The organism is Streptomyces sp. NPDC057694 (assembly GCF_042799415.1).
In the GTDB taxonomy this organism is placed as follows: domain Bacteria; phylum Actinomycetota; class Actinomycetes; order Streptomycetales; family Streptomycetaceae; genus Streptomyces.
The window spans coordinates 225,782-252,642 of the sequence record NZ_JBHVIX010000008.1 but is presented as its reverse complement, the minus strand read 5'-3'; the positions used below and the strand labels follow the sequence as shown (position 1 = coordinate 252,642).

The window sequence follows — 26,861 nt, the reverse complement described above, 5'->3', positions numbered from 1 at the left end:
GATGTCGGCACCGAACAAGTCGTACGACCCTGTCGAGGTCGAGGCACTGAAACCGGAAGAGATCGAGCGCGTGCGGGACGAGGCGCTCGCCGCCTTCGCCGCCGCGGACTCGCTCGACGCGCTTCAGGAGGCCAAGGTCGCGCACGCCGGCGGCACGTCGCCGCTGTCGCTCGCGAACCGGGAGATCGGCGCGCTGCCGCCGCAGGCCAAGGCCGCGGCCGGAAAGCTCGTCGGGCAGGCCCGCGCCGCCGTCGGCCGGGGCCTCGCCGCCCGCCAGGAGGAGCTGGAGGCCGAGCGCGACGCGCGCGTCCTGGTCGAGGAGGCCGTGGACGTCACGCTGCCCTACGACCGCACGCCCGCCGGCGCCCGGCACCCGCTGACGACCATGATGGAGCGGGTCGCGGACGTCTTCGTGTCCATGGGATACGAGATCGCCGAGGGCCCCGAGGTCGAGGCCGAGTGGTTCAACTTCGACGCCCTGAACTTCACGCCGGACCACCCGGCGCGGCAGATGCAGGACACGTTCTTCGTCGCCGGTCCCGAGGGCCGCGAGAAGACCGTCGGCGACGAGTCCGGCGTCGTGCTGCGCACCCACACCTCACCGGTGCAGGCCCGCTCGCTGCTCGACCGGGAGCCGCCCGTCTACGTCGTCTGCCCCGGCCGCGTCTACCGCACCGACGAGCTGGACGCCACGCACACCCCGGTCTTCCACCAGATCGAGCTGCTCGCCGTGGACGAGGGCCTGACCATGGCCGACCTGAAGGGCACCCTGGACCACATGGTCCAGGCGCTCTTCGGCGACGGCATGAAGACCCGGCTGCGGCCGAACTACTTCCCGTTCACCGAGCCGTCCGCCGAGATGGACATGGTCTGCTACGTGTGCCGCGGCGAGTCCGTCGGCAACCCGGACCGGCCGTGCCGCACCTGCGGCAGCGAGGGCTGGATCGAGCTGGGCGGCTGCGGCATGGTCAACCCGCGCGTGCTCACCGCGTGCGGCGTCGACCCCGAGAAGTACAGCGGATTCGCCTTCGGGTTCGGCATCGAGCGGATGCTGATGTTCCGCCACAACGTCGAAGACATGCGAGACATGGTCGAGGGTGACGTCCGGTTCACCCGGCCGTTCGGGATGGAGATCTGATGCGGGTCCCGCTTTCCTGGCTGCGGGAGTACGTCGATCTCCCCGCCACCGAGACCGGCCGTGACGTGCAGGCCAAGCTGGTCGGCGTAGGCCTCGAGGTCGAGACCGTCGAGCAGCTCGGCGCCGACCTCAAGGGCCCCCTCGTCGTCGGCAAGGTGCTGACCATCGAGGAGCTGGAGGGCTTCAAGAAGCCGATCCGGTTCTGCACCGTCGACGTCGGCACCGCCAACGGCACGGGCGAGCCGCAGGAGATCGTCTGCGGCGCCCGGAACTTCGCGGTCGGCGACAAGGTCGTCGTCGTGCTGCCCGGCGCCGAGCTGCCCGGCGGCTTCGCGATCGCCGCGCGCAAGACGTACGGCAAGACCTCGCACGGCATGATCTGCTCCACCGACGAGCTGGGCATGGGCGACGACGGCACGCACGGCATCATCGTGCTGCCGCCGGAGCACGAGGCCGGCACCGACGCCATCGAGCTCCTGGAGCTGGTGGACGAGGTGCTCGACATCGCCGTCACGCCCGACCGCGGCTACTGCCTGTCGCTGCGCGGCATCGCCCGCGAGGTCGCCATCGCGTACGGCCTGCCGCTGCGCGACCCGGCCCTGCTGGACGTGCCCGCGCCGAACGCGCACGGCTACCAGGTCAAGGTCGCCGACCCGATCGCCTGCGACCGCTTCACCGCGCGCACCGTCACGGGGCTGCGCCCCGAGGCCCGCTCGCCGATCTGGCTCCAGCGCCGGCTCCAGAAGGCCGGCATGCGGCCGATCTCGCTCACGGTGGACGTCACGAACTACGTGATGCTGGAGCTGGGCCAGCCCCTGCACGCGTACGACCGCTCCCTCGTCCAGGGCGCGATCGGCGTGCGCCGGGCGGAGCAGGGCGAGAAGCTCACCACGCTCGACGGCGCCAAGCGCACACTCGACGCCGAGGACCTGGTCATCACCGACGACCGCGGGCCCATCGGCCTCGCGGGTGTCATGGGCGGTGCCAACACCGAGATCGGTGACCACGAAGAGGGCGCCGGGACCACCGACGTCGTCATCGAGGCCGCGCACTTCGACGCGATCACGATCGCCCGCGCCGCGCGCCGCCACAAGTTGTCCTCCGAGGCCGCCAAGCGCTTCGAGCGCGGCGTCGACCCGCAGGCCACGTCGGCCGCCGCCCAGCGCGTCGTCGACCTGCTGGTGCTGCTCGCGGGCGGCACCGCGGAGGAGGGCGTCACCGAGGTCATCGCCCCGGGCGCCCCGCGCACCCTCACCATCCCGGCCGACCACCCGGACAAGGTCGCGGGTGTGGCCTACGGCCGGGAGACCGTCGTGCGCCGCCTCCAGCAGGTCGGCTGCGACGTCTACGGGCAGGACGAGCTGGTCGTCTCGGTGCCGTCCTGGCGCCCCGACCTGACCGACCCGAACGACCTGGCCGAAGAGGTCATCCGGCTGGAGGGCTACGAGAACCTGCCCTCGACCCTGCCGAAGCCCCCGGCCGGCCGGGGCCTGACCGAGCGGCAGCGGACGCACCGCCGCGTCGGCCGCGCGCTGGCCGGCGCCGGCTACGTCGAGGCCCTGAACTACCCGTTCATCGGGCAGGCGGTCCTCGACCAGCTGGGCCTGGCCGCCGACGACCCGCGCCGGACCACCGTCGAGCTGGTCAACCCGCTCTCCGACGAGGAGCCCTCGCTCCGTACGACGCTGCTGCCGGGCCTGCTCGGCGCGCTGCGCCGCAACGACGGACGCGGCAGCCACGACCTGGCGCTCTTCGAGACCGGCCTGGTCTTCCGGCCGACCGGTGACGAGCACAAGGCCGTCCGGCTGCCCGTCGACCGTCGTCCCACGGAGGCGGAGATCGCCGGGCTGACCAGCGCGCTGCCGGCCCAGCCGCGCCGCGCCGCCGTCGTCCTCGCGGGCTCCCGCGAGCAGGCGGGCTGGTGGGGCAAGGGCTACCCGTCGACCTGGGCCGACGCCGTCGAGGCCGCGCGGATCATCGCGCGGGAGGCCAATGTCGACCTCGCCGTCGACCAGGACCAGCACGAGCCGTGGCACCCGGGCCGCTGCGCGGCGCTGTACGTGGTCATCGACGGGGTGAAGACCCTCGCCGGTCACGCCGGTGAGCTGCACCCGCGCGTCGTCAAGGCGCTCGGACTGCCGGCCCGCACCAGCGCGATGGAGCTGGACCTGGACCTCCTGGAGCAGGCGAGCGACGGTGCCGTCGAGGCGCCCCGCATCTCCACGTTCCCGGTGGCCACCCAGGACGTCGCGCTCGTCGTCGACAAGGACGTCCCGGCCGCCGCCGTGGAGCACTACCTGCGCCTCGGCGCCGGTGAACTCCTGGAGGGCATCCGCCTGTTCGACGTGTACGAGAACGCGGAGCAGCTCGGCGAGGGCAAGAAGTCCCTCGCGTACGCGCTGCGCTTCCGCGCCGGCGACCGCACCCTGACGGTCGAGGAGGCCAGCGCCGCCCGTGACGCGGCGGTCGCCCAGGCCGCCGAGAGCGCGGGCGCGGTGTTGCGCGGCGCGTAACGGCGCAGACAGCACGCTCGTGAGGGGCACACCCGGGTCACCGGGTGTGCCCCTCACTCGTTCGGGTGAGGATTCGCGGTGATCCCGCCCGGGCGCGGCGGCAGGTCGCAACAATCATTGCGGCCGCCGGGCCGACCGGTGAGCCAGATGGGCCTAGGGGGCCGTCGGCATGATTCGTTCAGAGACCAGGGCGCCCACCCGAGTCTTCCCCACCACCCTTCGTGGACGGCTCGCCCGGGCCGTCCACACCCACCCCCGACGGACCCGGCGCGTGATGATGCTGGGGCTGCCCACCGTCTGGGGCGCCGTCGCCATCACGTACAAGTTCGCCTGCCCGCTCGCCCAGCAGACCGGCCTGGGCGCGCGGATCGTGAGCAGCGCCGTCTTCTTCGCCGTGGGCACCGGGCTGATACTCCACGCCCGGCACGGCCTGCTGCGGGAACTGCGGGAGATGCGGGCGGTCGCCGGTGCCGCCCAGTCCGTGCTGCTGCGGCCGCTTCCGCCGCGGATCGACGGGCTCGCGCTCGCCGCCGGCCAACTCTCCGCCGACCCGGGCGCCAGCGTCGGCGGCGACCTGTACGACGTCGTGGCCACCGATCACGGCGTACGGATCGTGATGGGCGACGTCCGCGGACACGGCCTCGCCGCGCTCGCCACCGTCGGCGCCGTCCTCGGCAGCTTTCGCGAGGCCGCCCACGACGAGAGCGAACTCGGCGACGTGCTGCGCAGGCTGGAGCGCGCCCACGCCCGGCACCTGCGCCAGCGCTCGCGCGACGAGCATCCCGCGGCCGGGGGCGGCGAGCCCGAGAACCCGGTCGCCGAGGAGTTCGTGACCGTCCTGCTCCTGGAGATCCGGCAGGACGGCGCCGTGTACGCGCTCAACTGCGGCCACCCGTGGCCGTATCTGCTGCGGCCGTGCGCGGTGCGCTGCGTCGAGCCGATGAGCGGCGGGGACCCGATGCCGCCCCTCGGACCGTTCCCGCTGCCGGCCGAACTGGCGCCGGTGCGGTGCGGGCTGATCCTGCCGGGGGAGGGCCTGCTGCTGCACACCGACGGCATCGAGGACGCCCGCGACACCCGTGGCCGGTTCTTTCCGTTCCAGGCAGCGCTCACCGAGGCCGTGCGGCGCAGGCCCGTCGTGCCGACGGCCGTGGTGCACTCCGTGTACGCCCGGCTGCTGCGGCACGTCGGAGGACCGCCCGGCGACGACGCGGCGATGCTGGTGCTGCGCAACGACCGCAGTCGCGTTCCGCTTCAGCACGGGGACCCCCTGGGGCGCACGGTGCACACGGTCCCCTGACGACGGGGCTTGTTCGGGGCGCGCCGTCCGCCCGCCGCGGAGTGTCGGGCAGACGGGCGGGCGGACGGCGCGGATGCGGGCCGCCGCGCTGTACGAGGGGGAGCCGGCGGCCCGGCCGGCCTCTTGCGAGGCAGTTCAGTCAATCGGGAATAAACCAGCCACAACAGAGCGCTTTGGTCCCGGAGTTGGGCATTCCGATCACACCCCGTGTGAACGGCGCTCCATTAGGCTGGCCGCACCGAGCCAACGGAGGGCATCCATGCAGCCCAACACCCTGCTCGACGCGATCCTCGACGAGGCCGGGGTCTCCCACGCGGGCCTCGCCGCTCATGTGAACCAGGCGGGCAAGGCCCGCGGGCTCGCGCTGAGATACGAACACACGGCCGTGGCACGGTGGTTGAAGGGCCAGCGCCCGCGCGGCCAGGTGCCCGACCTGATCTGCGAGGTGCTCGCCGCCCGCCTCCAGCGGCACGTCACCCTCGACGACATCGGCCTCGGCATCCCCGGCGAACCGGCCGTCCCGCACCACGCGACCCTCTCCGGGTTCGTGGAGCGGGCCACCGCGCTGTGGCGCTCGGACCAGCAGCAGCGCCGCCACATCCTGGACGCCCCCGCCGTCACCGGCACCCCGGCCGTGATGCCGGTGTGGGAGTGGGAGAACCCGCCGGAGGACACCGACGTCTCGCGCGGCGGGCGCCACCAGGTGAGCCCCGCCGACCTGGATCTGATGCGTTCGGCGCGGACGCACTACGAGCACATGTACCGCAAGGCGGGCGGCATCGCGACCCGGATCCGCATCGTCGGATTCCTCAACACCGAGGCCGCCCCGCTGCTGCGCGGCGGCTACACGGACGAGACGGGGCGCGATCTGCACCGGGCCACCGGCGGTCTGGTGGCCATCGCGGGCATCTGCGCGTACGACTCCGACGCGCACGGTCTCGCGCAGCGCTACTTCCACCAGGCCCTGCGGCTCGCCAAGGCCAGTGGGGACCGCGGACTCGGTGCCTACGTCATAGCGCTGCTCGTCAATCAGTCGCTGCACATGCGCGAGTACCGGCAGGCGGTCGCGTTCGCCGAGGCCGCGCTGCGGGCGGCGGGCCGGCACATCACCCCGGCCCTCGCATCGGATCTGTACGCGATGCAGGCCAAGGCGTACGCGCACCTCGGCGACGGCACCAGTGCCCTGGAGTGCATCCGGCGTGCGGAGTCCGCCGCCGACCGGATCCGGCGCGGCCACGAACCGGACGAGACGGGGTACGTGCAGCCCGGATTCGTCAACGTCCAGGTCGCCGAAGCCCTGTTGAGCCTCGGTGACTATGCGGGCGCGAAGGAGCACGCCACCGAGGCGGTGCACACTCCGGCGCACGATCGCGGCCGCGTCCACCGGCTCGCCGTCCTCAGCCAGATCCAGCTCAGACAGGGGCACACGGAACAGGCCGCCGAGACCGCAGTTCAGATGGCCGAGGCCGCCAGGGGAATGGAGTCCCAGCGGCTGCGCGACAGGCTCCGGGCGGTACGCGAACACCTGGTGCGCAGCGGCTGCGCCGGCACGGCGGAAGCCGCCGAACTCATCGACGGGGCGCTGCGCGTACCGCTCTGAGCCCTTTCGCGGGGCGCTCGTCCACGCCACTGCTGCGATATTGCCATCAACTCGACGGAAGGTGGCAGAACCGTGCAGTGGACGAAACAGAACGAACAAACTGTGTATGAAAACCGGTGGTTCAGCGTCAATCTGGCCGACGTCGAACTCCCGGACGGCCGACACCTCGATCACTTCCTGATACGTCTGCGTCCGGTGGCGGTCGCGACGGTGGTCAACGACGCGGACGAGGTGCTCCTGCTGTGGAGGCACCGCTTCATCACCGACAGCTGGGGCTGGGAACTCGCCGCAGGGGTCGTCGAGGACGGCGAGGACATCGCGTACGCGGCCGCCCGCGAACTGGAGGAGGAGACCGGCTGGCGGCCGGGACCGCTGCGGCACCTGATGAGCGTCGAACCGTGCAACGGTCTGACGGACGCCCGGCACCACATCTACTGGACCGACGAGGCGACGTACATCGGCCACCCCCAGGACGACTTCGAGTCGGACCGCAGGGAATGGGTCCCGCTCAAACTCGTCCCCGACATGCTCGCCCGAGGAGAGGTCCCGGCCGCCAATATGGCGGCCGCCTTGTTGCTGCTCCACCAACTCAGGCTCGGCTGAGCTCTTTTCCGCTGTGGCAGGCCCTCAGTGCCCGACTGCCTGCCACACCGCGATGGCGAGGGCTCCGATCGTCGTCAGTGCGGCGACCGTGGGCAGTGGCCAGCGGGTGTGTTCCAGCGCGGTGATCCGCGCGTTGAGGTCGTCCTGATCCTTGACGTTCTGGTCGTCGCGATGGGCCAGCAGAGCCAGTTCACCGTCGATGCGGGTCAGTCCGACCTCGAAGACGCGGCGTAACTCTGCGAATTCTTCTGAGACCACGGGATGCTCCGGGTCGGTGGTCACTAGTCCGCTCCTTTCCGTAGTCGGCACATCCCTTGTTGTGCGCAACGGAAGTCAACTCGCCTGGTGGACGCGGCGGGAGCGTGTGCGATGGGCATATGCGAGTAAGTCGCACGCACCCCGTGCGAAACGAACGGGCCCGGTGTTCCGAAGAACACCGGGCCCGCTGTTCGAATACGCTGAGTGATCCCCGAGCGGGGAGTTACACGTACGTGTAGAAGCCGGATCCGGACTTGCGGCCGAGCCGGCCCGCGTCGACCATCCGCTGCAGCAGCGGGGGAGCGGCGTACAGCGGCTCCTTGTACTCGGCGTACATCGAGTCCGCGATCGAGGCGATCGTGTCGAGGCCGATCAGGTCGGAGAGCTTGAGCGGACCCATCGGGTGGGCGCAGCCCAGCTCCATGCCGTTGTCGATGTCCTCGCGGCTGGCGATACCGGACTCGAACATGCGGATGGAGGAGAGCAGGTACGGCACGAGGAGGGCGTTCACCACGAAGCCCGAGCGGTCCTGGGCGCGGATCGCGTGCTTGCCGAGGATCTTCTCGACCAGCGCCTGGGCGCGGCTGATCGTGCCCTCGGAGGTGGTCAGGGCCGGGATCAGCTCGACGAGCTTCTGCACCGGGGCCGGGTTGAAGAAGTGGATGCCGACGACGTGGTCCGGGCGGGACGTCGCCACGGCCAGCTTCACCAGCGGGATGGACGAGGTGTTCGAGGCGAGGATCGCGTCGGGACGCGTGACGACCTGGTCGAGAACCTGGAAGATCTCCGTCTTGACCTGCTCGTTCTCCACGACGGCCTCGATGGTGAGGTCGCGGTCGGCGAACTCGCCCAGATCCGTGGTGAAGGTGAGGCGCGCCTGCGTCTCCGCCAGCTCCTCATCGGTGATCTTGCCGCGCTCGGCCGCCTTCGCGAGGGAGTTGAGCAGCCGGGTGCGGCCGATCTCCAGGGCCTCGCCGGTGGTCTCCGCCACCATCACGTCGAGGCCGCTGCGGGCGCAGACCTCAGCGATGCCGGCGCCCATCTGGCCACAGCCCACCACTCCGACGCGTGTGATGTCAGTCAAGGCGTCCGTCACCTCGTGCCTTTCGATGTTCGTCCGGGGTCGCCGGAACAGAGATCCGGCTAGATTTCCAGGGGTTCCGGATCTGCACGTTACCCCGTAGACATGGGAGGGGTGGAGTCCGGGTTAACGGCTGTTTATATAGGGGCTCACAGTTGCACGGGAATTCGGGGGGATCCATGGGACGTATGTCACGCCGGGCCTTCACGCTGGGCGCCGCACTGACGCTGGCCGGTGTCACGGCGGGGGACGCGGTGGGCGGCGAGCCCGTGCCGCGGCGCGGACCCGCGCTGCGGGGCATGTGGCTGGCCAGTGTCGCGAACCGGGACTGGCCGTCGAAGCCCGGCCTCACCGCCGCCGGGCAGCGGGCCGAACTGCTCGCCCACCTCGACACGGCCGTCCGCCGCCGGCTGAACACGGTGGTCTTCCAGGTGCGTCCGGCCGCCGACGCGCTGTGGCCGTCCCCGTACGAACCGTGGTCGGAGGTGCTCACCGGCGTCCAGGGCCAGGACCCGGGCTGGGACCCGCTGGGCACGGCCGTGAAGGAGGCGCACCGGCGCGGTCTCGAACTGCACGCCTGGTTCAACCCCTACCGCGTCGCCAACCACACCGACCCGACCCGGCTCGTGCCCACGCACCCGGCCCGGCTCCACCCGGACTGGGTCGTGCCGTACGGCGGGAAGCTCTACTACAACCCGGGCCTGCCCGAGGTCCGGCGGTTCGTGCAGGACGCGATGATCGACGCGGTCAAGAAGTACGCCGTCGACGCCGTGCACTTCGACGACTACTTCTACCCCTATCCCGTTCCCGGGCAGACCTTCGACGACGACGCCGCGTTCGCCGCGCACGGCGGCGGATTCGCCGACCGGGCGGCCTGGCGGCGCGACAACATCGACCGGCTCGTACGGGAGATGAGGCAGCGCATCAGGAAGGCGCGGCCCGGGGTGCGGTTCGGGATCAGCCCGTTCGCGGTGTGGCGCAACCGGGCGACGGACCCGGCGGGTTCGGACACCGCGGCGGGCGTGCAGACCTACGACGACCTGCACGCGGACACTCGTACATGGGTGCGCGAGGGGTGGATCGACTACGTGGTGCCCCAGGTCTACTGGAACATCGGCTTCGCGGCCGCCGACTACGCCAGGCTCGTGCCCTGGTGGGCCGATGTGGTCCGGGGGACGGGGGTGCGGCTGTACATCGGTGAGGCCCTCTACAAGGCGGGCGATCCCGCGCAGCCGGCCGCCTGGCAGGACCCGGCCGAGCTGTCCCGGCACCTCACCTTCGCGGACGCCTTCCCCGAGGTGCGCGGGCACGTCTTCTTCTCCGCCAAGGAGGTCGGGGAGGACCGGACCGGGGCGATGGCCCGGGTCGTCGCCGACCACTACACCCGCCGGGTCACTCCGGATTCCTGAAGCCGGGCCGCACGACCGCGTCCGGGCCCGGCGACATGATGGCCTCGTGGCCGTCCTCGAAGCGGACCCGGAAGGGCGGCGAGCCGTTCGCCCCGAGCACTTCGACGATCTGGGCGACACGGTCGTGCTGCCCGACGATCCGGCCGTGCACCAGGAGCTGGTCGCCTGCGGATGCGTGCATCGGAGTGCCCCCTCGCGCTGCCCGTTACGAGGCGATTCTACGGCGGCGCAAGGGAGTTGGAACAGGCACGAAGCGGTCCTAGCCGCGCGCCCGCTGGGTGACGGCGATGCACACCAGGACCGCCACGGCGGTGAGCGGCGCGGCCACCGGCAGGCTCTCGCCGAGCAGCAGAACGGACCAGACGAGAGTCAACAGAGGCTGGGCGAGCTGGAGTTGGCTGGCCTTGGGGATGCCGATCAGGGCCATGCCCTTGTACCAGAGGAGCAGGCCGAGGAAGGTCGAGACGGCCGCCACCCAGACGAGTCCGACGACGGCGTGCGCGGTGAGGTGCACGGGCTCGACCGACAGCGCGACGCCCGCCCCGGTCACGGTGACCGGCAGGCAGAACACCAGCGCCCAGGCGATGACCTGCCAGCCCGGCATGATCCCGGCGAGCCGGCCGCCCTCCGTGTAACCGGCGGCGCAGACCAGCAGCGCACCGAAGAGGTAGGCATCGGCGCGGGTCAGCGCCCCGCCGCTCTGCTGCACGGTGAACGCGACCACCGCGGCGGCGCCCGCGCACGCCGCGATCCAGAACGTCCGCGAGGGCCTGGCGCCGGTGCGCAGCGCCGAGTACGCGGCCGTGGTCAGCGGCAGCAGGCCGACGACCACGGCGGAGTGCGCGGTCGTCGCCGTCTGCAGGGCGAGCGTCGTGAGCAGCGGGAAGCCGAGTACGACTCCGGCTCCGACGACCGCGAGTCCGCCCCAGTGGCGGCGCTCGGGAACCCGTACGCGCAGGGCGAGCAGGCCCGTGCCGGCGATCACGGCCGCGAGCACACTGCGCACCGCCACCAGCGACCACGGTCCGAAGCCTTCGAGGCCCCAGACGGTGGACGGGAAGGTGAGCGAGAACGTGACGACGCCGAGGGCCGCCAGCAGGGTGCCGCGCACCCGGCTCGGTCCGGCGGCCGGGACGTCCGTAGGAGACGTGCGGGGCGAGGGGGCGGGCGGGCCGCCGACCGCTATCGCCATCTGCTCAGTAGCGCTATTCTCAGCCTTCATGCAACACGGTAGCAGCGTCGAAGAACTGGCGAAACAGTTGAGGAACGAGCTGAATCGCTACTCCGAACACGAGAAGCTGCCGTCGAGCAGGGCGCTCGTGGAGCGGTTCAGGGTCAGCCCCGTGACGGTGTCCCGGGCCCTCGCCCAGCTCGCCGCCGAAGGGCTCGTCGTGACCCGGCCGGGCGCGGGTGCCTTCAAGGCCGCCGCCCGGGCGGCGGCCCCGGCCGGGGACACCTCCTGGCAGGAGGTCGCGCTCAGCGCCGAGGGCGCCGTCGAGGGCGTACCGCGCGCCGTCGACGCGTCCGGCGTCCTGGTCACGCTGGCGGCGCCGCCGCCCGGAGTGATCGAGTTCAACGGCGGCTATCTGCACGAGGTGCTCCAGCCCGGCGCCGCGCTGGCCGCCGCGCTCGCCCGCGCGGGCCGCCGCCCCGGCGCCTGGGCCCGCCCGCCCGTCGACGGACTCCCCGAGCTGCGGGAATGGTTCGCGCGCGGCATCGGCGGAGCGGTCACCGACGCCGAGGTGCTGATCACATCCGGCGGGCAGTCGGCGCTGGTCACGGCGTTGCGCGCGCTCGCTCCGCCCGGGGCGCCGGTCCTCGTGGAATCGCCCACCTACCCCGGCATGCTGGCGATCGCGCGGGCCGCGGGGCTGCGGCCGGTCCCGGTCCCGGTCGACCGCGACGGGGTCCGCCCGGACCTCCTCGACCAGGCGTTCAGGGCGACCGGCGCCCGGGTCTTCGTCTGCCAGCCGCTCTTCCAGAACCCGACCGGCGCCGTGCTCGCCCCGGCCCGCCGCCCCGAGGTGCTGCGGATCGCCCGCGCGGCCGGGGCCTTCGTCATCGAGGACGACTTCGTGCGCCGCCTCGCCCACGAGGACGCGGGACCGCTGCCCAGGCCGCTCGCCGCCGACGACGCCGACGGAGTCGTCGTACACGTGTCGTCCCTCACCAAGGCGACGTCACCGAGCCTGCGCATCGGCGCGCTCGCCGCGCGCGGGCCGGTCCTGGAGCGGCTGCGCGCCATCCAGGTCGTCGACCATCTCTTCGTGCCGCGCCCGCTCCAGGAAGCGACCCTCGAACTCGTCGGCTCGCCCGCCTGGCCGCGTCATCTGCGCACCGTGGCCGCGGAGTTGAGGCGCCGCCGCGACCTGATGGCCGCCGCCGTCACCGAGCGGCTGCCCGACCTCGCGCTGCCGCACATCCCGGCCGGCGGCTATCACCTGTGGGCGCGGCTGCCCGACGGCACGGACGAGCGCCAGCTGGTCACGGCCGCGCTGCGCGAGGGCGTCGCGGTCGCGCCGGGCCGCCCGTACTTCGCGGCCGAGCCGCCGGCCCCGTACCTCCGGTTCGGCTTCGTGGCCGTGGCGAGCACCGCGGAGATCACGGAGGGCGTGCGGCGGCTCGCGGCGGCCTGGGACGAGCGGAAACCTGATCGACCGAACCCGGCGTGACGTGCGACGATCCCGCCCATGTCAGCAACCTCCACGCCAGTGCCAGAGCTTCCCGACGGATACGAGATCTCCGCCGACCCCGCGCGCATCGACGCCGCCCGCGTCCACCACTGGCTGTCCACCGACACGTACTGGGCGAAGGGCCGCTCGCGCGAGACGCAGGACGGCGCACTCGCCGGCTCCCTCAACTTCGGTGCCTACGACGCCGGTTCGGGAGAGCAGGTGGCCTATGCGCGGGTCGTGACGGACTCGGCGACCTTCGCCTGGCTCTGCGACGTCTACGTCGACCGGTCGGTACGCGGCAAGGGGCTCGGCAAGGCCCTCGTCGTCGCCGTCCGCGAGCATCTGCGGCCGCTCGGCGTCCGGCGCATCCTGCTCGCCACCAGCGACGCCCACGGCGTGTACGAACAGGCCGGCTTCCAGCCGCTGCCGGAGCCGGGCCAGTGGATGGTGCACTACTACGACCCGGCCGTACGCTCCTGAACCCGCCGCCCCGAACCGGCCGCCCGAACCCGCCGCCCGATCCCGCCGCCTGTGAACCGGGAGTGAACCCTTGACCGGTGCTACCGGCCGGTTACACGATCAGGCATGCAGCTCAGCGTCACACTCCTCGCGGCCGCGCGCAGCTCTTCGCTGCTCGCCGAGCGCTTCGACGACGACCGGCCGCTCGACCACGCGGGCTGGTACGAGGTGCTGCGCGCGGCACCCGGGTTCGGCCCGCTCGCCGCGGCCGAACTGCGCTACTGCTCACCGACCCCGCGCAGCCGGGCCACCGGCGACGCCCTCGGACTCGCCCCGCTGGTCCAACCCGCCCTGCGCGACTGCGACATGGGCCGCTGGCGGGGCCGGACGCTGGCCGAGGTGGCGGCCGTCGAACCGGCCGCCGTCGACCGCTGGCTGGCCGATCCGCGCGCGGCGCCGCACGGCGGGGAACCGCTGCTCGGCTTCATCGCGCGGGTCGGCGCCTGGCTGGACACCCGGCCCGCCGACGACGGCACCCGCATGGTGGCGATCGCCGAGCCGTCCGTGGTCCGCGCGGCGCTCGTCTACGCGCTGAAGGCGCCCCCGTCGACGTACTGGAACATCGATGTGCGGCCGCTGTCGACGGCCGTCGTCAGCGGCCGGCCGGGCCGCTGGAGTCTGCGGCTCGCCGCCGGTAGTCCGTCGTGAGGACCAGGTCCTTCGCCGGGCCCTTCACCCGCCACACGGTCCGCCAGCGCCCGGCGTCGTACACCGTGAACTCGCCCCGGTAGAGGTCCGCCGAACACGGGTGGTCCGCCACGTGGTGGCCGGTGCGCAGATCGAGGCCGTGGAAGAACCGGCCGTCGGCGAAGCGCACGACGGCGGTGCCGGGGATCTCGCCCGGCACGTAGAGCAGCGTCCGCTCGGCGGGGCGCGCCGTGCCCCGCCAGGTGAAGGTGCCGGACTCGAAGTGCCGCAGCGTGCCCGCCGTCGCGGGGGCCGTCACGGGGTCCGCTGTGAAGTCCGTCGTGCCGGTGAAGATGCCGGTGACGTCGTCGGTGAGATCCCGCACCGTCCGCTCCACCTGCCAGCTCCCGGTCAGGAACGCCGGCACGTCGGCAACCGGCCAGAGTTCACCCGTCACGTGCACCTCTCCTGTCTGCCGCCGCGCGAACCGTCGACGCGCGTACCGCCGCCACCTATCTTGCCGTTCCTCGGGACGGGATCCGCACGAGCCCGTGCTGCTGCCGCGTCCGGTCACGCGCCGCCTCTGTCGCTGCGCCGAAAAGCGCATGCACCGGCGCGCCGCACCGCGTTATCGTCGGCTGCATGAACGTCATCGGCCGAACCACCACCGCGACCGCGCGAGCGACCAGCTCGCCGGTTGCCGCCGCCTGACGATTTCTCTTCCCCGGCGACCGGAAACGGTACGCCGATGACTTCCCAGGGCTCCTCGCCCCGCTCCCGGTGATCGCGCGCTCCGTCCTCCGGCGCCGCCCCGCACGCATGCACCCAAGGAGCCCTCATGGACACGCGACCCACGGACACGCGACCCACGGACACCGAAAGCGTCCTGCGCACCTTCGTCGAGTACTTCGAGGAGCGTGGCCACCGCCGAATCACCGGGTCCACGCTGGTGCCGCCGCCCGGCGACCCGGTTCTCTTCACGACCTCGGGCATGCACCCCCTCACCCCGTACCTGGAGGGCCGTCCACACCCCCTCGGCAGCCGCCTCGTCAACGTTCAGCGCTGCCTGCGCACCACGGATCTGGACGAGGTGGGCGACCTCACGCACCTGACGGTGTTCGAGATGCTCGGCACCTGGTCGCTCGGCGACTACGAACTGCCGCGCAGCCTGGAATGGGGACACGGGCTGCTCACCGAGGGGTTCGGCATCGACCCGGGACGGCTGCACGCCACCGTCTTCGGCGGAGACGGGCGCAGCGGACCCGACACCCGGTCGCTGGAGACCTGGCAGCGGCTCGGCGTCCCGGTGGAGCTCACCGTCGACGACAACTGGTGGTCCGGCGGGCCCACCGGGCCGTGCGGTCCCGACTCGGAGATCTTCCTGTGGACGGGCGACGGCCCGCCCCGCTCGACGCCCACCCGGGACGACCGCTGGGTGGAGGTGTGGAACCACGTGATGATGCGCTACCGCGCCCTGCCCGACGGCTCACTCGAACCGCTGCCCCGCCACAACGTCGACACCGGGCTCGGCCTGGAACGGCTGGCCACGCTGCTCCAGGGCCGCACCTCGGTCTTCGACTGCGACGTCTTCACGCCGTGGCGGGAGCGGCTGCCCGGACTGTGGGGTCCCCTGGACGAGACGTCGACGCGGCTCGTCACCGACCACCTCCGCTCGGCCCTGGTGGTGCTCGGCGACGGAGTCCTCCCGGCCGCCACCGGCCGCGCCTACGTCCTGCGCAGACTCGTCCGCCGCGCCCTCACCACCCTGTGGCGCGACGACCGCGACCGGCACCTCGGCGACCTGCCGGCCGAGCTGATCGACCACACCCGCGACCACTTCCGCCAGGACACCGACCCCGAGCGGGTGCGCCGCGTACTGCTCGACGAGGAGCGGCGCTTCCGCCGGCTCCTGGACACCGGCCGCAAGGTGCTCGGCCGGCCGCGCTTCCGCGGCCCGCTCACCGAGGAGGACCTGCGCTACCTGCACGACACGCACGGCCTGCCGCGCGACCTCGTCCTCGGGCTGCGGGACGCCGCCGGATGAGGGGCCCCACGGTGTCCCGTCCGGCTGCTCCGGCTACTTCGGCTCCGACGCGAGTTGGATCAGATTGCCGCACGTGTCGTCGAGGACCGCGGTGGTCACCGGGCCCATCTCCACGGGCTCCTGCGTGAAGCGGACGCCGAGGGCCGTCAGCCGCTCGTACTCCGCCTGTACGTCGTCGACGGCGAACTGGGCCAGCGGGATGCCGTCCGCGACCAGCGCGTCGCGGTACGGCTTGACGGCCGGGTGCCCGGCGGGCTCCAGGAGGAGCTCGGTGCCGCCGGGCTCCTCCGCCGAGACCACGGTCAGCCAGCGCGCTTCCTCGCCCAGCGCGATGTCGTGCTTCTTACGGAAGCCGAGGATCTCGGTGTAGAAGTGCTCGGCCTTCGCCTGGTCGTCGACGAAGACACTGGTCAGGTGGATCTTCATGCGGTGCTCTCCTCGGGGGAGTGGGGCCGGCCGGAAACGGATCCCGGACAGTGTCCGTCCGGCTCCCGGGCCGGCTCAACTCGGCGGCGGTGCCTCAGCGGGCCCCTCAAGGTCGATTGCATAAACGTGCAGCGCGACGTATAGTCATGCCATCTAGGAGGAGGGTTCCATGGCGGTACGCGCAGCAGTGGCAGGGGCGAGTGGATACGCGGGCGGCGAAGTGCTGCGCCTGCTCCTCGCCCACCCCGAGATCGAGATCGGTGCCCTGACGGGCAACTCGAACGCGGGGCAGCGTCTGGGTGCCCTCCAGCCCCATCTTTTCCCGCTCGCCGGGCGCGTGCTGCAGGAGACCACCGCCGAGGTGCTCTCCGGCCACGATGTCGTCTTTCTGGCGCTGCCGCACGGCCAGTCCGCCGCCGTCGCCGAGCAGCTCGGCCCGGACGTGCTCGTGGTCGACATGGGGGCCGACTTCCGGCTGAAGGACGCCGCCGACTGGGAGGCGTTCTACGGCAGCCCGCACGCGGGCACCTGGCCCTACGGCCTTCCCGAACTGCCGGGTGGCCGCGCCGCGCTGGAGGGGTCCAAGCGCATCGCGGTGCCCGGTTGCTACCCGACGGCCGTCTCCCTCGCGCTCTTCCCGGCGTACGCCGCGGGGCTCGTAGAGCACGAGGCGGTGATCGTCGCCGCGTCCGGCACCTCCGGCGCGGGCAAGGCCGCGAAGCCCCATCTCCTCGGCAGCGAGGTCATGGGGAACATGTCGCCGTACGGCGTCGGCGGCGGCCACCGGCACACCCCCGAGATGATCCAGAACCTCAGCGCGGCCGCCGGCACCCGGGTCTCCGTGTCGTTCACGCCGACCCTCGCGCCCATGCCGCGCGGCATCCTCGCCACGTGCAGCGCCAAGGCCGCCCCCGGTGTGAGTGCCGAGGCCGTCCGCGCCGCCTACGAGAAGGCGTACGCCGACGAACCGTTCGTGCACCTGCTGCCCGAGGGACAGTGGCCGCAGACGGCCGCCGTGTACGGGTCGAACGCCGTGCAGATCCAGGTCGCGTACGACGAGGCCGCCGACCGGGTCATCGTGATCAGCGCGATCGACAACCTGACCAAGGGCACCGCCGGTGGTGCCATTCAATCCATGAACATCGCCCTGGGTCTCGACGAGACCACCGGGCTCTCGACGATCGGAGTCGCGCCGTGAGTGTGACGGCAGCCAAGGGATTCCAGGCCGCGGGCATCACCGCCGGAATCAAGCAGAGCGGAACCCCGGACCTGGCCCTCGTGGTCAACCGCGGGCCCCGCCTGGCCGCCGCGGGCGTGTTCACCTCCAACCGCGTCAAGGCCGCCCCGGTCCTGTGGTCCGAGCAGGTCCTCAAGGGCGGACTCGTCTCCGCAGTGGTCCTCAACTCCGGTGGCGCCAACGCCTGTACGGGACCCAAGGGCTTCCAGGACACGCACGCCACGGCCGAGAAGGTCGCGGACGCCCTCGACCTGAACGCGGGTGAAGTCGCCGTGGCCTCCACGGGCCTCATCGGCGTACTGCTCCCCATGGACAAGCTGCTCCCGGGTGTCGAGACCGCCGCGGCCCAGCTCTCCGAGCACGGCGGCGAGAAGGCCGCCATCGCCATCAAGACCACCGACACCGTGCACAAGACCGCGGTGTACGAGGGCGACGGCTGGACGGTCGGCGGCATGGCGAAGGGTGCGGGCATGCTCGCCCCCGGCCTCGCCACCATGCTCGTCGTCCTCACCACCGACGCCGACCTCGACATCGAGGTCCTCGACAAGGCACTGCGCGACGCCACCCGCGTCACCTTCGACCGGGTCGACTCCGACGGCTGCATGTCGACCAACGACACGGTGCTGCTGCTCGCCTCCGGCGCCTCCGAAGTCGCCCCCGAGTACGCCGAGTTCGCCAACGCCGTACGCGCCGTCTGCGACGACCTCGGCCGTCAGCTCATCGGCGACGCCGAGGGCGCCAGCAAGGACATCAAGGTCGAGGTGATCAACGCCGCGACCGAGGACGACGCCGTCGAGGTGGGCCGCTCCATCGCCCGCAACAACCTCCTCAAGTGCGCCATCCACGGCGAGGACCCCAACTGGGGCCGCGTCCTGTCCGCCATCGGCACGACGAAGGCCGCCTTCGAGCCCGACCGGCTGAACGTCGCCATCAACGGCGTCTGGGTCTGCAAGAACGGCGGCGTCGGCGAGGACCGGGACAACGTCGACATGCGCTTCCGGGAGGTCGTCGTCACCGCCGACCTTGCCGAGGGCACCGAGACGGCCACCATCTGGACCAACGACCTCACCGCCGACTACGTCCACGAGAACAGCGCGTACTCCTCATGAGCGACGGGACGAACGTGAGCGAGACGAACCCGAGCGGGGCGAAAGAGGCCCAGCCCACCGCGCGCAAGCACACCGCGCTTCCCAAGGCGCAGACCCTCATCGAGGCGCTGCCCTGGCTGACCCGCCACCACGGCAAGACGGTCGTCATCAAGTTCGGCGGCAACGCCATGGTCGACGAGGAGCTGAAGGCCGCCTTCGCCCAGGACGTCGTCTTCCTGCACCACGCGGGCCTCAAGCCCGTCGTCGTGCACGGCGGCGGCCCGCAGATCAGCAAGGCCCTCGACCGGCACGGCATCGTCAGCGAGTTCAAGGCGGGCCTGCGCGTCACCACCGAGGACGCCATGGACGTCGTACGGATGGTGCTCGCCGGGCAGGTCCAGCGCGAACTCGTCGGGCTGCTCAACCAGCACGGGCCGCTCGCCGTCGGCATCACCGGCGAGGACGCGCACACCATCACCGCCACCAAGCATCAGCCCCGCATCGAGGGCGAGCTGGTCGACATCGGCCGCGTCGGCGAGATCACCGAGATCGACACCGGTGCCATCAACGCCCTGCTCGCCGACGGCCGGATCCCGGTCGTCTCCTCGATCGCCCGCTCCCAGGACGACCACCATGTCTACAACGTCAATGCTGATACGGCGGCTGCGGCACTCGCTGCTGCGCTGGACGCCGAGACGCTGATGGTGCTGACCGACGTCGAGGGCCTCTACGAGGACTGGCCGCACTCCGACGAGGTCATCAGCCGGCTCACCGCCGCCGAACTCGAGAAGCTGCTCCCCGACCTGGCGAGCGGCATGGTCCCGAAGATGGAGGGCTGCCTGCACGCCGTGCGCAACGGCGTGCACACCGCCCGCGTCATCGACGGCCGCGTCCAGCACTCGATCCTGCTGGAGATCTTCACGGACGAAGGCATCGGCACGATGGTCGTGCCCGATGCGGAGGGGGACACCACGGCATGAGCGAGCACATCACGAACGCGGAACTGACGTCGCGCTGGCAGGGCGCGCTCATGAACAACTACGGCACTCCGCGGCTGCCCCTCGTCAAGGGCGCGGGCGCCACGCTGTGGGACGCCGACGGCAAGGAGTACACCGACTTCGTCGGCGGCATCGCGGTCAACGCCCTCGGCCACGCCCACCCCGCGATCGTCGAGGCGGTCACCCGCCAGCTCGGCTCGCTCGGGCACGTCTCGAACCTGTTCATCGCGGAGCCGCCCGTCGCCCTCGCCGAGCGGCTGCTCCAGCTGTTCGGCCGCGACGGCTCCGTCTTCTTCTGCAACTCGGGCGCCGAGGCCAACGAGGCCGTCTTCAAGATCGGCCGGCTCACCGGGCGGCGCCACATGGTCGCCACCACCGGCGGCTTCCACGGCCGCACGATGGGCGCCCTCGCCCTGACCGGCCAGCCCGGCAAGCAGGACGGCTTCACCCCGCTGCCGGGTGACGTCACGCACGTCCCGTACGGCGACGTGGACGCGCTCCGCGCCGCCGTCACCGAGGACACCGCCTTCGTCATCATCGAGCCGATCCAGGGCGAGAACGGCGTGGTCGTGCCGCCCGCCGGCTACCTCAAGGCGGCCCGGGAGATCACCCGCGCCACCGGCACCCTGCTCGTCCTCGACGAGGTGCAGACCGGCATCGGCCGCACCGGCCACTGGTTCGCGTACCAGGCGGAGGAGGGCGTCGATCCGGACGTCGTCACGCTCGCCAAGGGCATCGGCGGCGGGCTGCCGCTCGGCGTGACCGTGGCGTTCGGCGACACGGCGAAGCTGCTCAACCCCGGGCAGCACGGCACGACGTTCGGCGGCAACCCGACGGTGTGCGCCGCCGGCCTCGCGGTGCTCGACACCATCGCCGCCGAAGGCCTGCTGGACAACACCAAGCGGGTCGGCGAGCGCCTCACGGCCGGAATCGAGTCCCTGGGACACCCGCTGGTCGGTCATGTCAGGGGAGCCGGGCTCCTGCTGGGTATCGTGCTCACCGGGCCGCGCGCACCCCAGGTGCAGCAGGCGGCCCAGGACGCGGGCTTCCTGGTGAACGCGCCCGCACCCGATGTCGTCCGGCTGATGCCCCCGCTGAACCTGACCGACGCCGAGGCGGACGCGTTCCTCGCGGCGCTGCCCTCGGTCCTGGACGCCGCAGCGGCCGACGGGGAAGGACGATCCTGAGGATGGGACGACGACGATGAGCAGCCAAGCGGATCCTGTGGAGACGACGCCCGGCGCCGAGCGGGGTGTCAACGGCGGGCACGGCCCCGCCGTGCCACAGACGCGCACCGCGCGCCACCGCCGGATCGTGGACATCCTCAACCGGCAGCCGGTGCGCTCGCAGAGCCAGTTGGCGAAGCTGCTGTCCGACGACGGGCTGAGCGTCACCCAGGCCACGCTCTCGCGTGACCTCGACGAGCTGGGCGCGGTCAAGATCCGCAACACCAACGGCGAACTGATCTACGCGGTGCCCAGCGAGGGCGGTTTCCGCACCCCGCAGGCGCCGCTCGGCGAGTCGGCGAAGGAGGAGCGGATGCGCCGCCTCGCCGGTGAACTGCTCATCTCCGCAGAGGCGTCGGCGAACCTGGTGGTCCTGCGTACGCCGCCGGGCGCCGCCCAGTTCCTGGCCTCGGCCATCGACCAGGCGGAACTGCACGTCATCCTCGGCACGATCGCGGGCGACGACACCCTGATGCTGATCAGCCGCGACCCGGCGGGCGGCCAGGCCCTGGCGGAACACCTGCTACGACTGGCCCAGAACGACCACTAGTACCTGTTCTGAGCCCCTCCGGCCGTACGTATTTCAAGCGCCACCGGTGGCACGTATTTCAAGCCCCTCCGGCGATTGAGGAGCGGGGTCCGGGGCAGAGCCCCGTGACCTCAGCTCAATCGCCGGGGGCGCTACAACAGCCCCAGCCCCCCGGCCAGCGCGGGCCCGACGAACTCGGCCAGCTCCCCCCGGGTGGGCCCCGTCGCGGGCCCCCGCCGGGTAACGGCCAGCGCAGCAGCCGCATTGGCCCCCCGAGCCGCCTCAACGTCCGGCACCCCCCGCCCCAGCAGCGCCAGAAACGCCCCGACATGCGCGTCCCCGGCCCCATTGCTGTCGACGGCGTCCACGGCGAACCCGGCGACGTGCACCACGTCCCCCGATCCCGGCGGAGCCACCCAGCAGCCGTCCTTGTCGGCCCGCACCAGAACACCGGCCCCGGCCCGCAACCGCCCCCGCAGCACCTCGGCCGCGGCCCGCGGCTCGGCCACGCCGGTCAGCAGCCCTGCCTCGCGCGCGTTGCAGCTGAGCCAGTCGGTGCGGGCGAGCACCGGGCCGAGCACCTCCGCCGGGATGTCCGCCACCAGCGGCGCCGGGTCCAGACACACCCGTACGTCGTCGGGGAGCCCCGCCACGACCCGGGCGAGCAGCGGCCCGTTGACCTCCATCACCAGGCCGTACCCGGAGACCTGCACGAGGTCGCCGGGGCGCACGGCGCCGGAGATCGTCGCCGCCTCGTCCGGCGTCATCCGCGCGTCGACGCCGAAGCTCGTCACGAACGTCCGCTCGCCGCCGCCGTCGACCAGGGCCACACAGAACCCGGTGTCGCCGTCCGTGCGCGCGTCGAGCACCGTCCCGATGTCCTCGGCGGCGAGCGCGGCACGCACCAGATCGCCGTACGGCCCGGTGCCGTGCAGCCCGGCGTACACGGCCTCGGCGCCCAGGCGGCGCGCGGCGGTCAGGGTGTTGAAGCCGCCGCCCGCGTACAACTCCGTACGGGTCCCGATGACATCGCCACCGCGCTCCGGGAGAGCGGGCACGTCGACGACCAGGTCGGCGATCACATTGCCCGCGAGCACGACACGGGGTGCGGGGGCCGTCGTGGTCATCGGGATGCCTCCTCGAGAGCGGCGGGGTCGGGATCGGAGTCGGGGACGGTCACCGGCGAGCGCCGGCCGAGGACCGCGTACACGGCGCCGCCCACGACGATGGCGACGAGCCAGCCGAGCCCGTTCGTACCGAACCAGGACGTGGCCAGCGGGCCCTTGAACCACACGTCGTCCGCGCTCGTCGCGGCCGTCGTGAACAGCAGACCGGCGACGATCGCCACCAGCCAGGCCACCATGGCGGGCAGCCCGAAGCCGCCGCGGTACCAGTAGCGGCTGCCGCGCCCGGTGTCCATCAGCGCCTGCGCGTCGTACTGGCGGCCGCGCAGCATGTCGACGACGATGACGCCGATCCATGCGGAGATCGGCACCGCGAGCAGCGTCAGGAACGTCGTGAACGGGCCGTAGAAGTCACCGGCGATCAGCATGAAGTAGATGCCGCCGAGGAACATCAGGACGACGTCGACACAGACCGCCCACGCGCGCGGCACCCGCAGACCGAGGGTGATCATCGTCAGCCCGGCCGAGTACGTGGACAGGTGATTGGACATCAGCAGTCCGCCGAAGGCCGCGATCAGGTACGGGACCGCCATCCACGACGGCAGCATCGCGTTGATCGCCGAGACCGGGTCGGAGGAGGTCGCGAGCGACGGGTCGCCCGCCGTCAGCAGCGAGCCCAGTGAGATCAGCAGCACCAGCGGGATGCCCGCACCGAAGGCCGAGGCCCGCACGAGCCGCCCGCCGGGGATGGACCGGGGCAGGTAACGGGCGTAGTCCGCACCGGCGTTGGCCCAGCCGATGCCCGTACCCGACGCGATGAACCCGATGCCGGCGACGACCGCGCTGGTCTGTCCGGCCGGGGCGTCGAGCACCTTGTGCCAGTCGACGGTGGCGACGAGGAAGCCCATCACGATCAGGTTCAGGACGCCGAAGCCGATCGTCGCCCACTTGTTGATCCACATGATCGTGGCGTGCCCGAGACCGCTGATCAGCAGCGTGCAGGCGATGAAGACCAGCAGGCAGACCAGGGTGAGGACGGTGCCCCGGCCGAACCCGAACAGCGTGTTGAGCAGGGCGAGCAGCGCGTACGCCGCCGTGGTCGTCGAGATCGTCTCCCAGCCCACCCGGCTGAGCCAGGTCACCAGCGTCGGCCCGTGGTTGCCGCGCTGCCCGAAGACGGCCCGCGACAGCGTCAGGGCGGGCGCGCCGCCCTTCTTCCCGGCCAGGCTGAGCGCCCCGACCAGGGCGAACGAACCGACCGCGCCGACGACCGCGACGAGCACGGCCTGCCAGATGTTCAGGCCGCGGAAGGCGACGAGCGTCGCGCCGAGCGGCAGCCCGAGGATCGATATGTTCGCGGCGAACCACGTCCAGAACATCTGGCTCGCGTGTCCGTGCCGCTCATGGTCCGGGACCGGTTCGATCCCTCGGGTCTCGACGGTGCCGACGCGGTCGTTCTTCGTCGAAGCGGCCATCGCGGAACCTCCTTGCTCAGGTGCGGGGGGGGCAGTGGTCTGGGGGCAGTGGTCTTCAGCGGGGCGGTGGGTGTCAGCCGCGGTCGCGGTGATCGCGGTAGGTGAGCAACTGGCGCGTCAGCGGCTCCAGTTCGAGGTCGTTGACCTCGCGCAGGGTGCGTACGGCGGCTGCGGGCAGGGAGCCGAGACCGTGCACGGAACCGGCGATCGCGCCCGCGATGGCGCCGATCGTGTCGCTGTCGCCGCCGAGGTTCGCCGCCAGCAGCGCGGAGCGCCACGGGTCGCCGCCGGTCAGCGCCAGCACGGCGAAGGCCGCGGGCACCGACTCCTGGCTGGCGACGCTGGTGCCGATCAGGGCGTCGATCCGGTCCAGCGCCGCGGCCTCGTCGAGACCGGCGACGAGCTCGCGCGCCCAGCCGATCCGCGCCGAGATGCTGGCGCCCGCGATCCAGTTGCCGCGCAGGGCTCCGGCCGCGGCGGCGCCGATCGCGGCGTCGAAGACCTCGTCGAGGGTGCCGCCGGCGACCCCGGTGGAGACCGCGGCCGCGACGGCCGCCGCGCCCGCGATGCCGATGGTGGTGTCGTGCGTGACCTGGCAGGACTCGACGACCCGGTCGAGGAACGTCTCGGTGTCGTCGGCGGCGAAGGCGATGCCGACCGGGGTGACCCGCATCGCGGACCCGTTCGTGGTGCCGTACTTCCCGGCCTCCTTGGGGTCGGTGCCCCGGGCCACGGCGTCGAGGGCCGCCTTCGTCGACGGGCCGAGCAGGTCGAACGAGCCCTTGGCCTTCATCTCCTTCTCCCAGGACAGGAGTTCCTCGGCGAACCGCAGCGGGTCGACGTGCCCGCCGCCCTCGACGATCAGCCGCGCCACGATGACCGCCTGGTCGGTGTCGTCCGTGACGGAACCGGCGGGCATCCCGGCGCTCACCGGGTTGTCCGGCAGCGCCGGCTTGAAGCCGTCGAGCGTGCCGTAGACGCGGACGACGTCGGCGCGCGACATGACCTGCGTCGGCATGCCGAGGGCGTCGCCGAGCGCGAGGCCGTAGAAGGCGCCGAGGGCGCGGTCGAGTCGGGGGAGCGGAGCGGGTGTCACAGGTGGCCTCCTCGGCCGGTACGTACGTGCAGTTGGAACCGGGCGGGATCCAGCAGGCTCGTCACCTGCTCGACCACGCCGCCCTCCGCGTCGCGGAACACCTGGGCGACACGGAGGAAGGGCTCACCGGGGGAGCGGTGCAGAGCGGCGGAGTCGACCGGTTCGAGCCCGGCGACGGCTATGTGCGCGTCGGCCGAGTCGGGGACCCGGCCCGCCGCCGTGAGCGTGCGGCTCAGGGAGCCGCCGTCGAGGCCGCGCTCGGCCAGGTCCGCCAGCGGACCCACGGCGGGGACGCGGCTGAACTCCAGGGAGACACCCTGCCCGTCGGGGAGCTGCCGCACCCGGTCAAGGGCGGTGAACTCGTCCTCGTCCAGACCGAGTGCGGCGGCGAGCGCCGCGTCCCTGATCCGCTCGAAGCGCAGGACGCGCGTGGTCAGCTCGGTGCCCTGCGCGGCGAGCGCCTTCGTCCAGCCGAGACGCTGGTCGAGGGGCGTACCGTCGAAGGTGACGATCGAGCCGATCCCGGCGTGCGTCTCGATGAGCCCCTGCTCGCCGAGGACCCCGAGGGCCTGCCGTACGGTCGTCCGGCTGACGCCGAACCGCTCCCGCAGGGCGTGCTCGCCGGGCAGCTTGCTGCCGCCGGTGTGGACGCCCGCGCGAATCTCGTCGGCGAGGACGCGGGCGACGTGATGATGCTTGTGAACCTGTCCAGGCATGTCTAGACGTTAGACACGCGAAAGCCGACCTGTCCATACCTGTCCAGTGAGGAATTCGGTACGGAGCGGGTCGGCTTCGTGGGGTGTGGGCGGGCGGTGTGGTCAGCCGGTGCCGCGTTCGGTCTTGGAGCGGTACGACATCCAGGCCGCCACGAGCGCGCCGGACACGTTGTGCCAGACGGAGAACACGGCGGCGGGCAGGGCGGCCAGCGGGCTGAAGTGGGCGGTGGCGAGGGAGGCGGCGAGCCCGGAGTTCTGCATGCCGACCTCGAACGCCATCGCGCGCGACGCGGGCTTGCCCAGCCGGGCGACCTTCCCCGCGCCGTAGCCGAGCGCGAGACCGAGCCCGTTGTGCAGCACCACGGCGAGCAGCACCACGAGCGCGGCCGACTTGATCGCGGCGGCGCTGCCCGCCACGACCACGGCGACGATCACGGAGACGGTCAGCGCGGACAGCCAGGGCAGCGCGCCCAGCACCCGGTCGACGTACCGGCCGAACAGCAGCCGGACGGCGAGGCCCGCGAGCACGGGCAGCAGCACGGTCTTGAGGATGTCCGTCACCATCGAGCCCGCGTCCACCGGCAGGTACTCCCCGGCGAGCAGCAGCGTCAGCGGCGGCGTGATGAGCGGCGCGAGCACGGTGGAGACGGTCGCGACCGACACGGAGAGCGCGACGTCGCCGCGCGCGAGGTACGTCACGACGTTGGACGCGGTGCCGCTGGGCGCGCAGCCGACGAGAATCACGCCCGCCGCGAGCTGGGGCGACAGATCGAGGACGTTGGCGATCAGCCAGCCGAGCCCCGGCATGATCACGTAGTGCGCGACGAGGCCGATCCCGACCGCCCAGGGCCGCTGGGCGACGCCCTTGAAGTCGTGCATGGTCATGGTCAGGCCCATGCAGAACATGACGATGCCCAGCAGGTACGGCACATCCGTCTTGAAGTCCGCGAACGCGTCGGGCAGCAGGAGCCCCAGCGCGCCCGCGACGAGGACGAGCACGGGGAAGACGGTCACCGCGAGCCGGGCGGCGCGGTCGGTCGAAGAGCTTTCGGGCGAAGAGCTGTCGGCCGGGGTGCTGTCGGCCGGGGCGCTCTCGGTGGGGGGTTCGGTTTCGCTTCGCACCGGGCGATGCAACGCCGCGATGACAGGGTCATGCAACCCCGTCTCGATATGTGGTCG

Annotated in this window: 26 protein-coding genes; 15 read left to right on the top strand and 11 right to left on the bottom strand. The window is 72.1% G+C overall.

All coding sequences use genetic code 11. The annotated features are described in order from the left end of the window. Position 1 precedes the first annotated feature (1 nt). The 5 genes from pheS (at position 2) to ACFVDP_RS20495 (ending at position 7,154) form a co-directional block, all read left to right on the top strand. Positions 2–1,138, top strand: coding sequence for a phenylalanine--tRNA ligase subunit alpha (pheS, locus tag ACFVDP_RS20515; protein ID WP_383491379.1), 1,137 nt, complete (start codon positions 2–4; stop codon positions 1,136–1,138). Then, positions 1,138–3,651, top strand: a complete 2,514-nt coding sequence (gene pheT, locus ACFVDP_RS20510) for a phenylalanine--tRNA ligase subunit beta (protein WP_383491377.1) — start codon at positions 1,138–1,140, stop codon at positions 3,649–3,651. The genes pheS and pheT overlap by 1 nt, the downstream gene beginning before the upstream one ends. A 169-nt stretch (positions 3,652–3,820) precedes the next feature. Continuing rightward, positions 3,821–4,951, top strand: coding sequence for a PP2C family protein-serine/threonine phosphatase (locus tag ACFVDP_RS20505; RefSeq protein ID WP_383491375.1), 1,131 nt, complete (start codon positions 3,821–3,823; stop codon positions 4,949–4,951). 259 nt (positions 4,952–5,210) lie between these two features. Next, the gene (locus ACFVDP_RS20500; RefSeq protein WP_383491373.1) at positions 5,211–6,551 is read left to right on the top strand and encodes a transcriptional regulator; all 1,341 of its coding nucleotides are present in this window, start codon (positions 5,211–5,213) and stop codon (positions 6,549–6,551) included. A gap of 72 nt (positions 6,552–6,623) precedes the next feature. Continuing rightward, positions 6,624–7,154: an NUDIX hydrolase gene (locus tag ACFVDP_RS20495; protein WP_353941442.1), complete on the top strand. Its 531-nt coding sequence runs from the start codon at positions 6,624–6,626 to the stop codon at positions 7,152–7,154. A 24-nt stretch (positions 7,155–7,178) separates the two neighbouring features. Here the strand turns inward: ACFVDP_RS20495 and ACFVDP_RS20490 are convergent, their stop codons facing one another. Together ACFVDP_RS20490 and ACFVDP_RS20485 are read right to left on the bottom strand one after the other, a co-directional pair. Next, positions 7,179–7,436 carry a hypothetical protein gene (locus tag ACFVDP_RS20490; protein ID WP_383491371.1) on the bottom strand — a complete coding sequence of 86 codons (258 nt, stop codon included), beginning with the start codon at positions 7,434–7,436 and terminating at the stop codon, positions 7,179–7,181. Between the two features lie 199 nt (positions 7,437–7,635). Continuing rightward, the gene (locus ACFVDP_RS20485) at positions 7,636–8,496 is read right to left on the bottom strand and encodes a 3-hydroxybutyryl-CoA dehydrogenase (protein ID WP_383491369.1); all 861 of its coding nucleotides are present in this window, start codon (positions 8,494–8,496) and stop codon (positions 7,636–7,638) included. Between the two features lie 176 nt (positions 8,497–8,672). On the opposite strand from ACFVDP_RS20485, the gene ACFVDP_RS20480 reads away from it, so the two are divergent. Then, positions 8,673–9,902, top strand: a complete 1,230-nt coding sequence (locus ACFVDP_RS20480; RefSeq protein WP_383491367.1) for a glycoside hydrolase family 10 protein — start codon at positions 8,673–8,675, stop codon at positions 9,900–9,902. Here ACFVDP_RS20480 and ACFVDP_RS20475 read toward each other — a convergent pair. After that, positions 9,886–10,083, bottom strand: coding sequence for a DUF1918 domain-containing protein (locus tag ACFVDP_RS20475; protein ID WP_383491365.1), 198 nt, complete (start codon positions 10,081–10,083; stop codon positions 9,886–9,888). The two genes, ACFVDP_RS20480 and ACFVDP_RS20475, sit on opposite strands and share 17 nt — an antisense overlap. A 78-nt stretch (positions 10,084–10,161) precedes the next feature. Continuing rightward, complete coding sequence (locus ACFVDP_RS20470; RefSeq protein WP_383491363.1) at positions 10,162–11,094, bottom strand: DMT family transporter; 933 nt, start codon at positions 11,092–11,094, stop codon at positions 10,162–10,164. Between ACFVDP_RS20470 and ACFVDP_RS20465 the strand changes: the two genes are divergently transcribed. The 3 genes from ACFVDP_RS20465 to ACFVDP_RS20455 all read left to right on the top strand — a co-directional run bounded on the left by ACFVDP_RS20465 (position 10,976) and on the right by ACFVDP_RS20455 (position 13,744). Beyond that, on the top strand, positions 10,976–12,574 hold the full coding sequence (locus ACFVDP_RS20465) for a PLP-dependent aminotransferase family protein (RefSeq protein ID WP_383491361.1): 1,599 nt from the start codon (positions 10,976–10,978) through the stop codon (positions 12,572–12,574). The two genes, ACFVDP_RS20470 and ACFVDP_RS20465, sit on opposite strands and share 119 nt — an antisense overlap. A gap of 18 nt (positions 12,575–12,592) precedes the next feature. Then, on the top strand, positions 12,593–13,057 hold the full coding sequence (locus ACFVDP_RS20460; RefSeq protein WP_383491359.1) for a GNAT family N-acetyltransferase: 465 nt from the start codon (positions 12,593–12,595) through the stop codon (positions 13,055–13,057). Between the two features lie 105 nt (positions 13,058–13,162). Next, positions 13,163–13,744: a histidine phosphatase family protein gene (locus tag ACFVDP_RS20455; RefSeq protein WP_383491356.1), complete on the top strand. Its 582-nt coding sequence runs from the start codon at positions 13,163–13,165 to the stop codon at positions 13,742–13,744. Here ACFVDP_RS20455 and ACFVDP_RS20450 read toward each other — a convergent pair. Further along, entirely contained in the window at positions 13,689–14,180 is a 492-nt protein-coding gene (locus ACFVDP_RS20450; protein WP_383491354.1) for a DUF6314 family protein, read from the bottom strand. The two genes, ACFVDP_RS20455 and ACFVDP_RS20450, sit on opposite strands and share 56 nt — an antisense overlap. A 381-nt stretch (positions 14,181–14,561) precedes the next feature. On the opposite strand from ACFVDP_RS20450, the gene ACFVDP_RS20445 reads away from it, so the two are divergent. Then, positions 14,562–15,767 carry an alanine--tRNA ligase-related protein gene (locus tag ACFVDP_RS20445; protein ID WP_383491352.1) on the top strand — a complete coding sequence of 402 codons (1,206 nt, stop codon included), beginning with the start codon at positions 14,562–14,564 and terminating at the stop codon, positions 15,765–15,767. A 33-nt stretch (positions 15,768–15,800) separates the two neighbouring features. Here ACFVDP_RS20445 and ACFVDP_RS20440 read toward each other — a convergent pair whose 3' ends face one another. After that, positions 15,801–16,193 (bottom strand): VOC family protein, encoded by a 393-nt coding sequence (locus tag ACFVDP_RS20440; protein ID WP_383491350.1) that lies wholly within the window; start codon positions 16,191–16,193, stop codon positions 15,801–15,803. 169 nt (positions 16,194–16,362) lie between these two features. Between ACFVDP_RS20440 and argC the strand changes: the two genes are divergently transcribed. Genes argC through ACFVDP_RS20415 form a run of 5 tightly spaced genes read left to right on the top strand, consistent with a single transcriptional unit; the run spans position 16,363 to position 21,292 of the window. Further along, positions 16,363–17,391, top strand: coding sequence for an N-acetyl-gamma-glutamyl-phosphate reductase (gene argC, locus ACFVDP_RS20435; protein WP_383491348.1), 1,029 nt, complete (start codon positions 16,363–16,365; stop codon positions 17,389–17,391). Continuing rightward, positions 17,388–18,539 carry a bifunctional glutamate N-acetyltransferase/amino-acid acetyltransferase ArgJ gene (argJ, locus tag ACFVDP_RS20430; RefSeq protein WP_383491346.1) on the top strand — a complete coding sequence of 384 codons (1,152 nt, stop codon included), beginning with the start codon at positions 17,388–17,390 and terminating at the stop codon, positions 18,537–18,539. Before argC ends, argJ begins: the two co-directional genes overlap by 4 nt. Further along, positions 18,536–19,498, top strand: a complete 963-nt coding sequence (gene argB / locus ACFVDP_RS20425; RefSeq protein ID WP_383491344.1) for an acetylglutamate kinase — start codon at positions 18,536–18,538, stop codon at positions 19,496–19,498. The genes argJ and argB overlap by 4 nt, the downstream gene beginning before the upstream one ends. Continuing rightward, complete coding sequence (locus ACFVDP_RS20420; protein ID WP_383491342.1) at positions 19,495–20,703, top strand: acetylornithine transaminase; 1,209 nt, start codon at positions 19,495–19,497, stop codon at positions 20,701–20,703. Before argB ends, ACFVDP_RS20420 begins: the two co-directional genes overlap by 4 nt. Before the next feature lie 16 nt (positions 20,704–20,719). After that, positions 20,720–21,292 carry an arginine repressor gene (locus tag ACFVDP_RS20415; protein WP_383491340.1) on the top strand — a complete coding sequence of 191 codons (573 nt, stop codon included), beginning with the start codon at positions 20,720–20,722 and terminating at the stop codon, positions 21,290–21,292. Between the two features lie 131 nt (positions 21,293–21,423). Here the strand turns inward: ACFVDP_RS20415 and ACFVDP_RS20410 are convergent, their stop codons facing one another. The 5 genes from ACFVDP_RS20410 to ACFVDP_RS20390 all read right to left on the bottom strand — a co-directional run bounded on the left by ACFVDP_RS20410 (position 21,424) and on the right by ACFVDP_RS20390 (position 26,804). Continuing rightward, positions 21,424–22,398 (bottom strand): PfkB family carbohydrate kinase, encoded by a 975-nt coding sequence (locus tag ACFVDP_RS20410; protein WP_383491337.1) that lies wholly within the window; start codon positions 22,396–22,398, stop codon positions 21,424–21,426. Then, positions 22,395–23,870 carry a purine-cytosine permease family protein gene (locus ACFVDP_RS20405; RefSeq protein WP_383491335.1) on the bottom strand — a complete coding sequence of 492 codons (1,476 nt, stop codon included), beginning with the start codon at positions 23,868–23,870 and terminating at the stop codon, positions 22,395–22,397. The genes ACFVDP_RS20410 and ACFVDP_RS20405 overlap by 4 nt, the downstream gene beginning before the upstream one ends. A 73-nt stretch (positions 23,871–23,943) precedes the next feature. Then, positions 23,944–24,966, bottom strand: a complete 1,023-nt coding sequence (locus ACFVDP_RS20400) for an ADP-ribosylglycohydrolase family protein (protein WP_383491333.1) — start codon at positions 24,964–24,966, stop codon at positions 23,944–23,946. Continuing rightward, positions 24,963–25,682, bottom strand: a complete 720-nt coding sequence (locus ACFVDP_RS20395; protein WP_383491331.1) for a GntR family transcriptional regulator — start codon at positions 25,680–25,682, stop codon at positions 24,963–24,965. Before ACFVDP_RS20395 ends, ACFVDP_RS20400 begins: the two co-directional genes overlap by 4 nt. Before the next feature lie 102 nt (positions 25,683–25,784). Beyond that, positions 25,785–26,804 carry a bile acid:sodium symporter family protein gene (locus ACFVDP_RS20390; RefSeq protein WP_383491329.1) on the bottom strand — a complete coding sequence of 340 codons (1,020 nt, stop codon included), beginning with the start codon at positions 26,802–26,804 and terminating at the stop codon, positions 25,785–25,787. Positions 26,805–26,861: the final 57 nt, after the last annotated feature.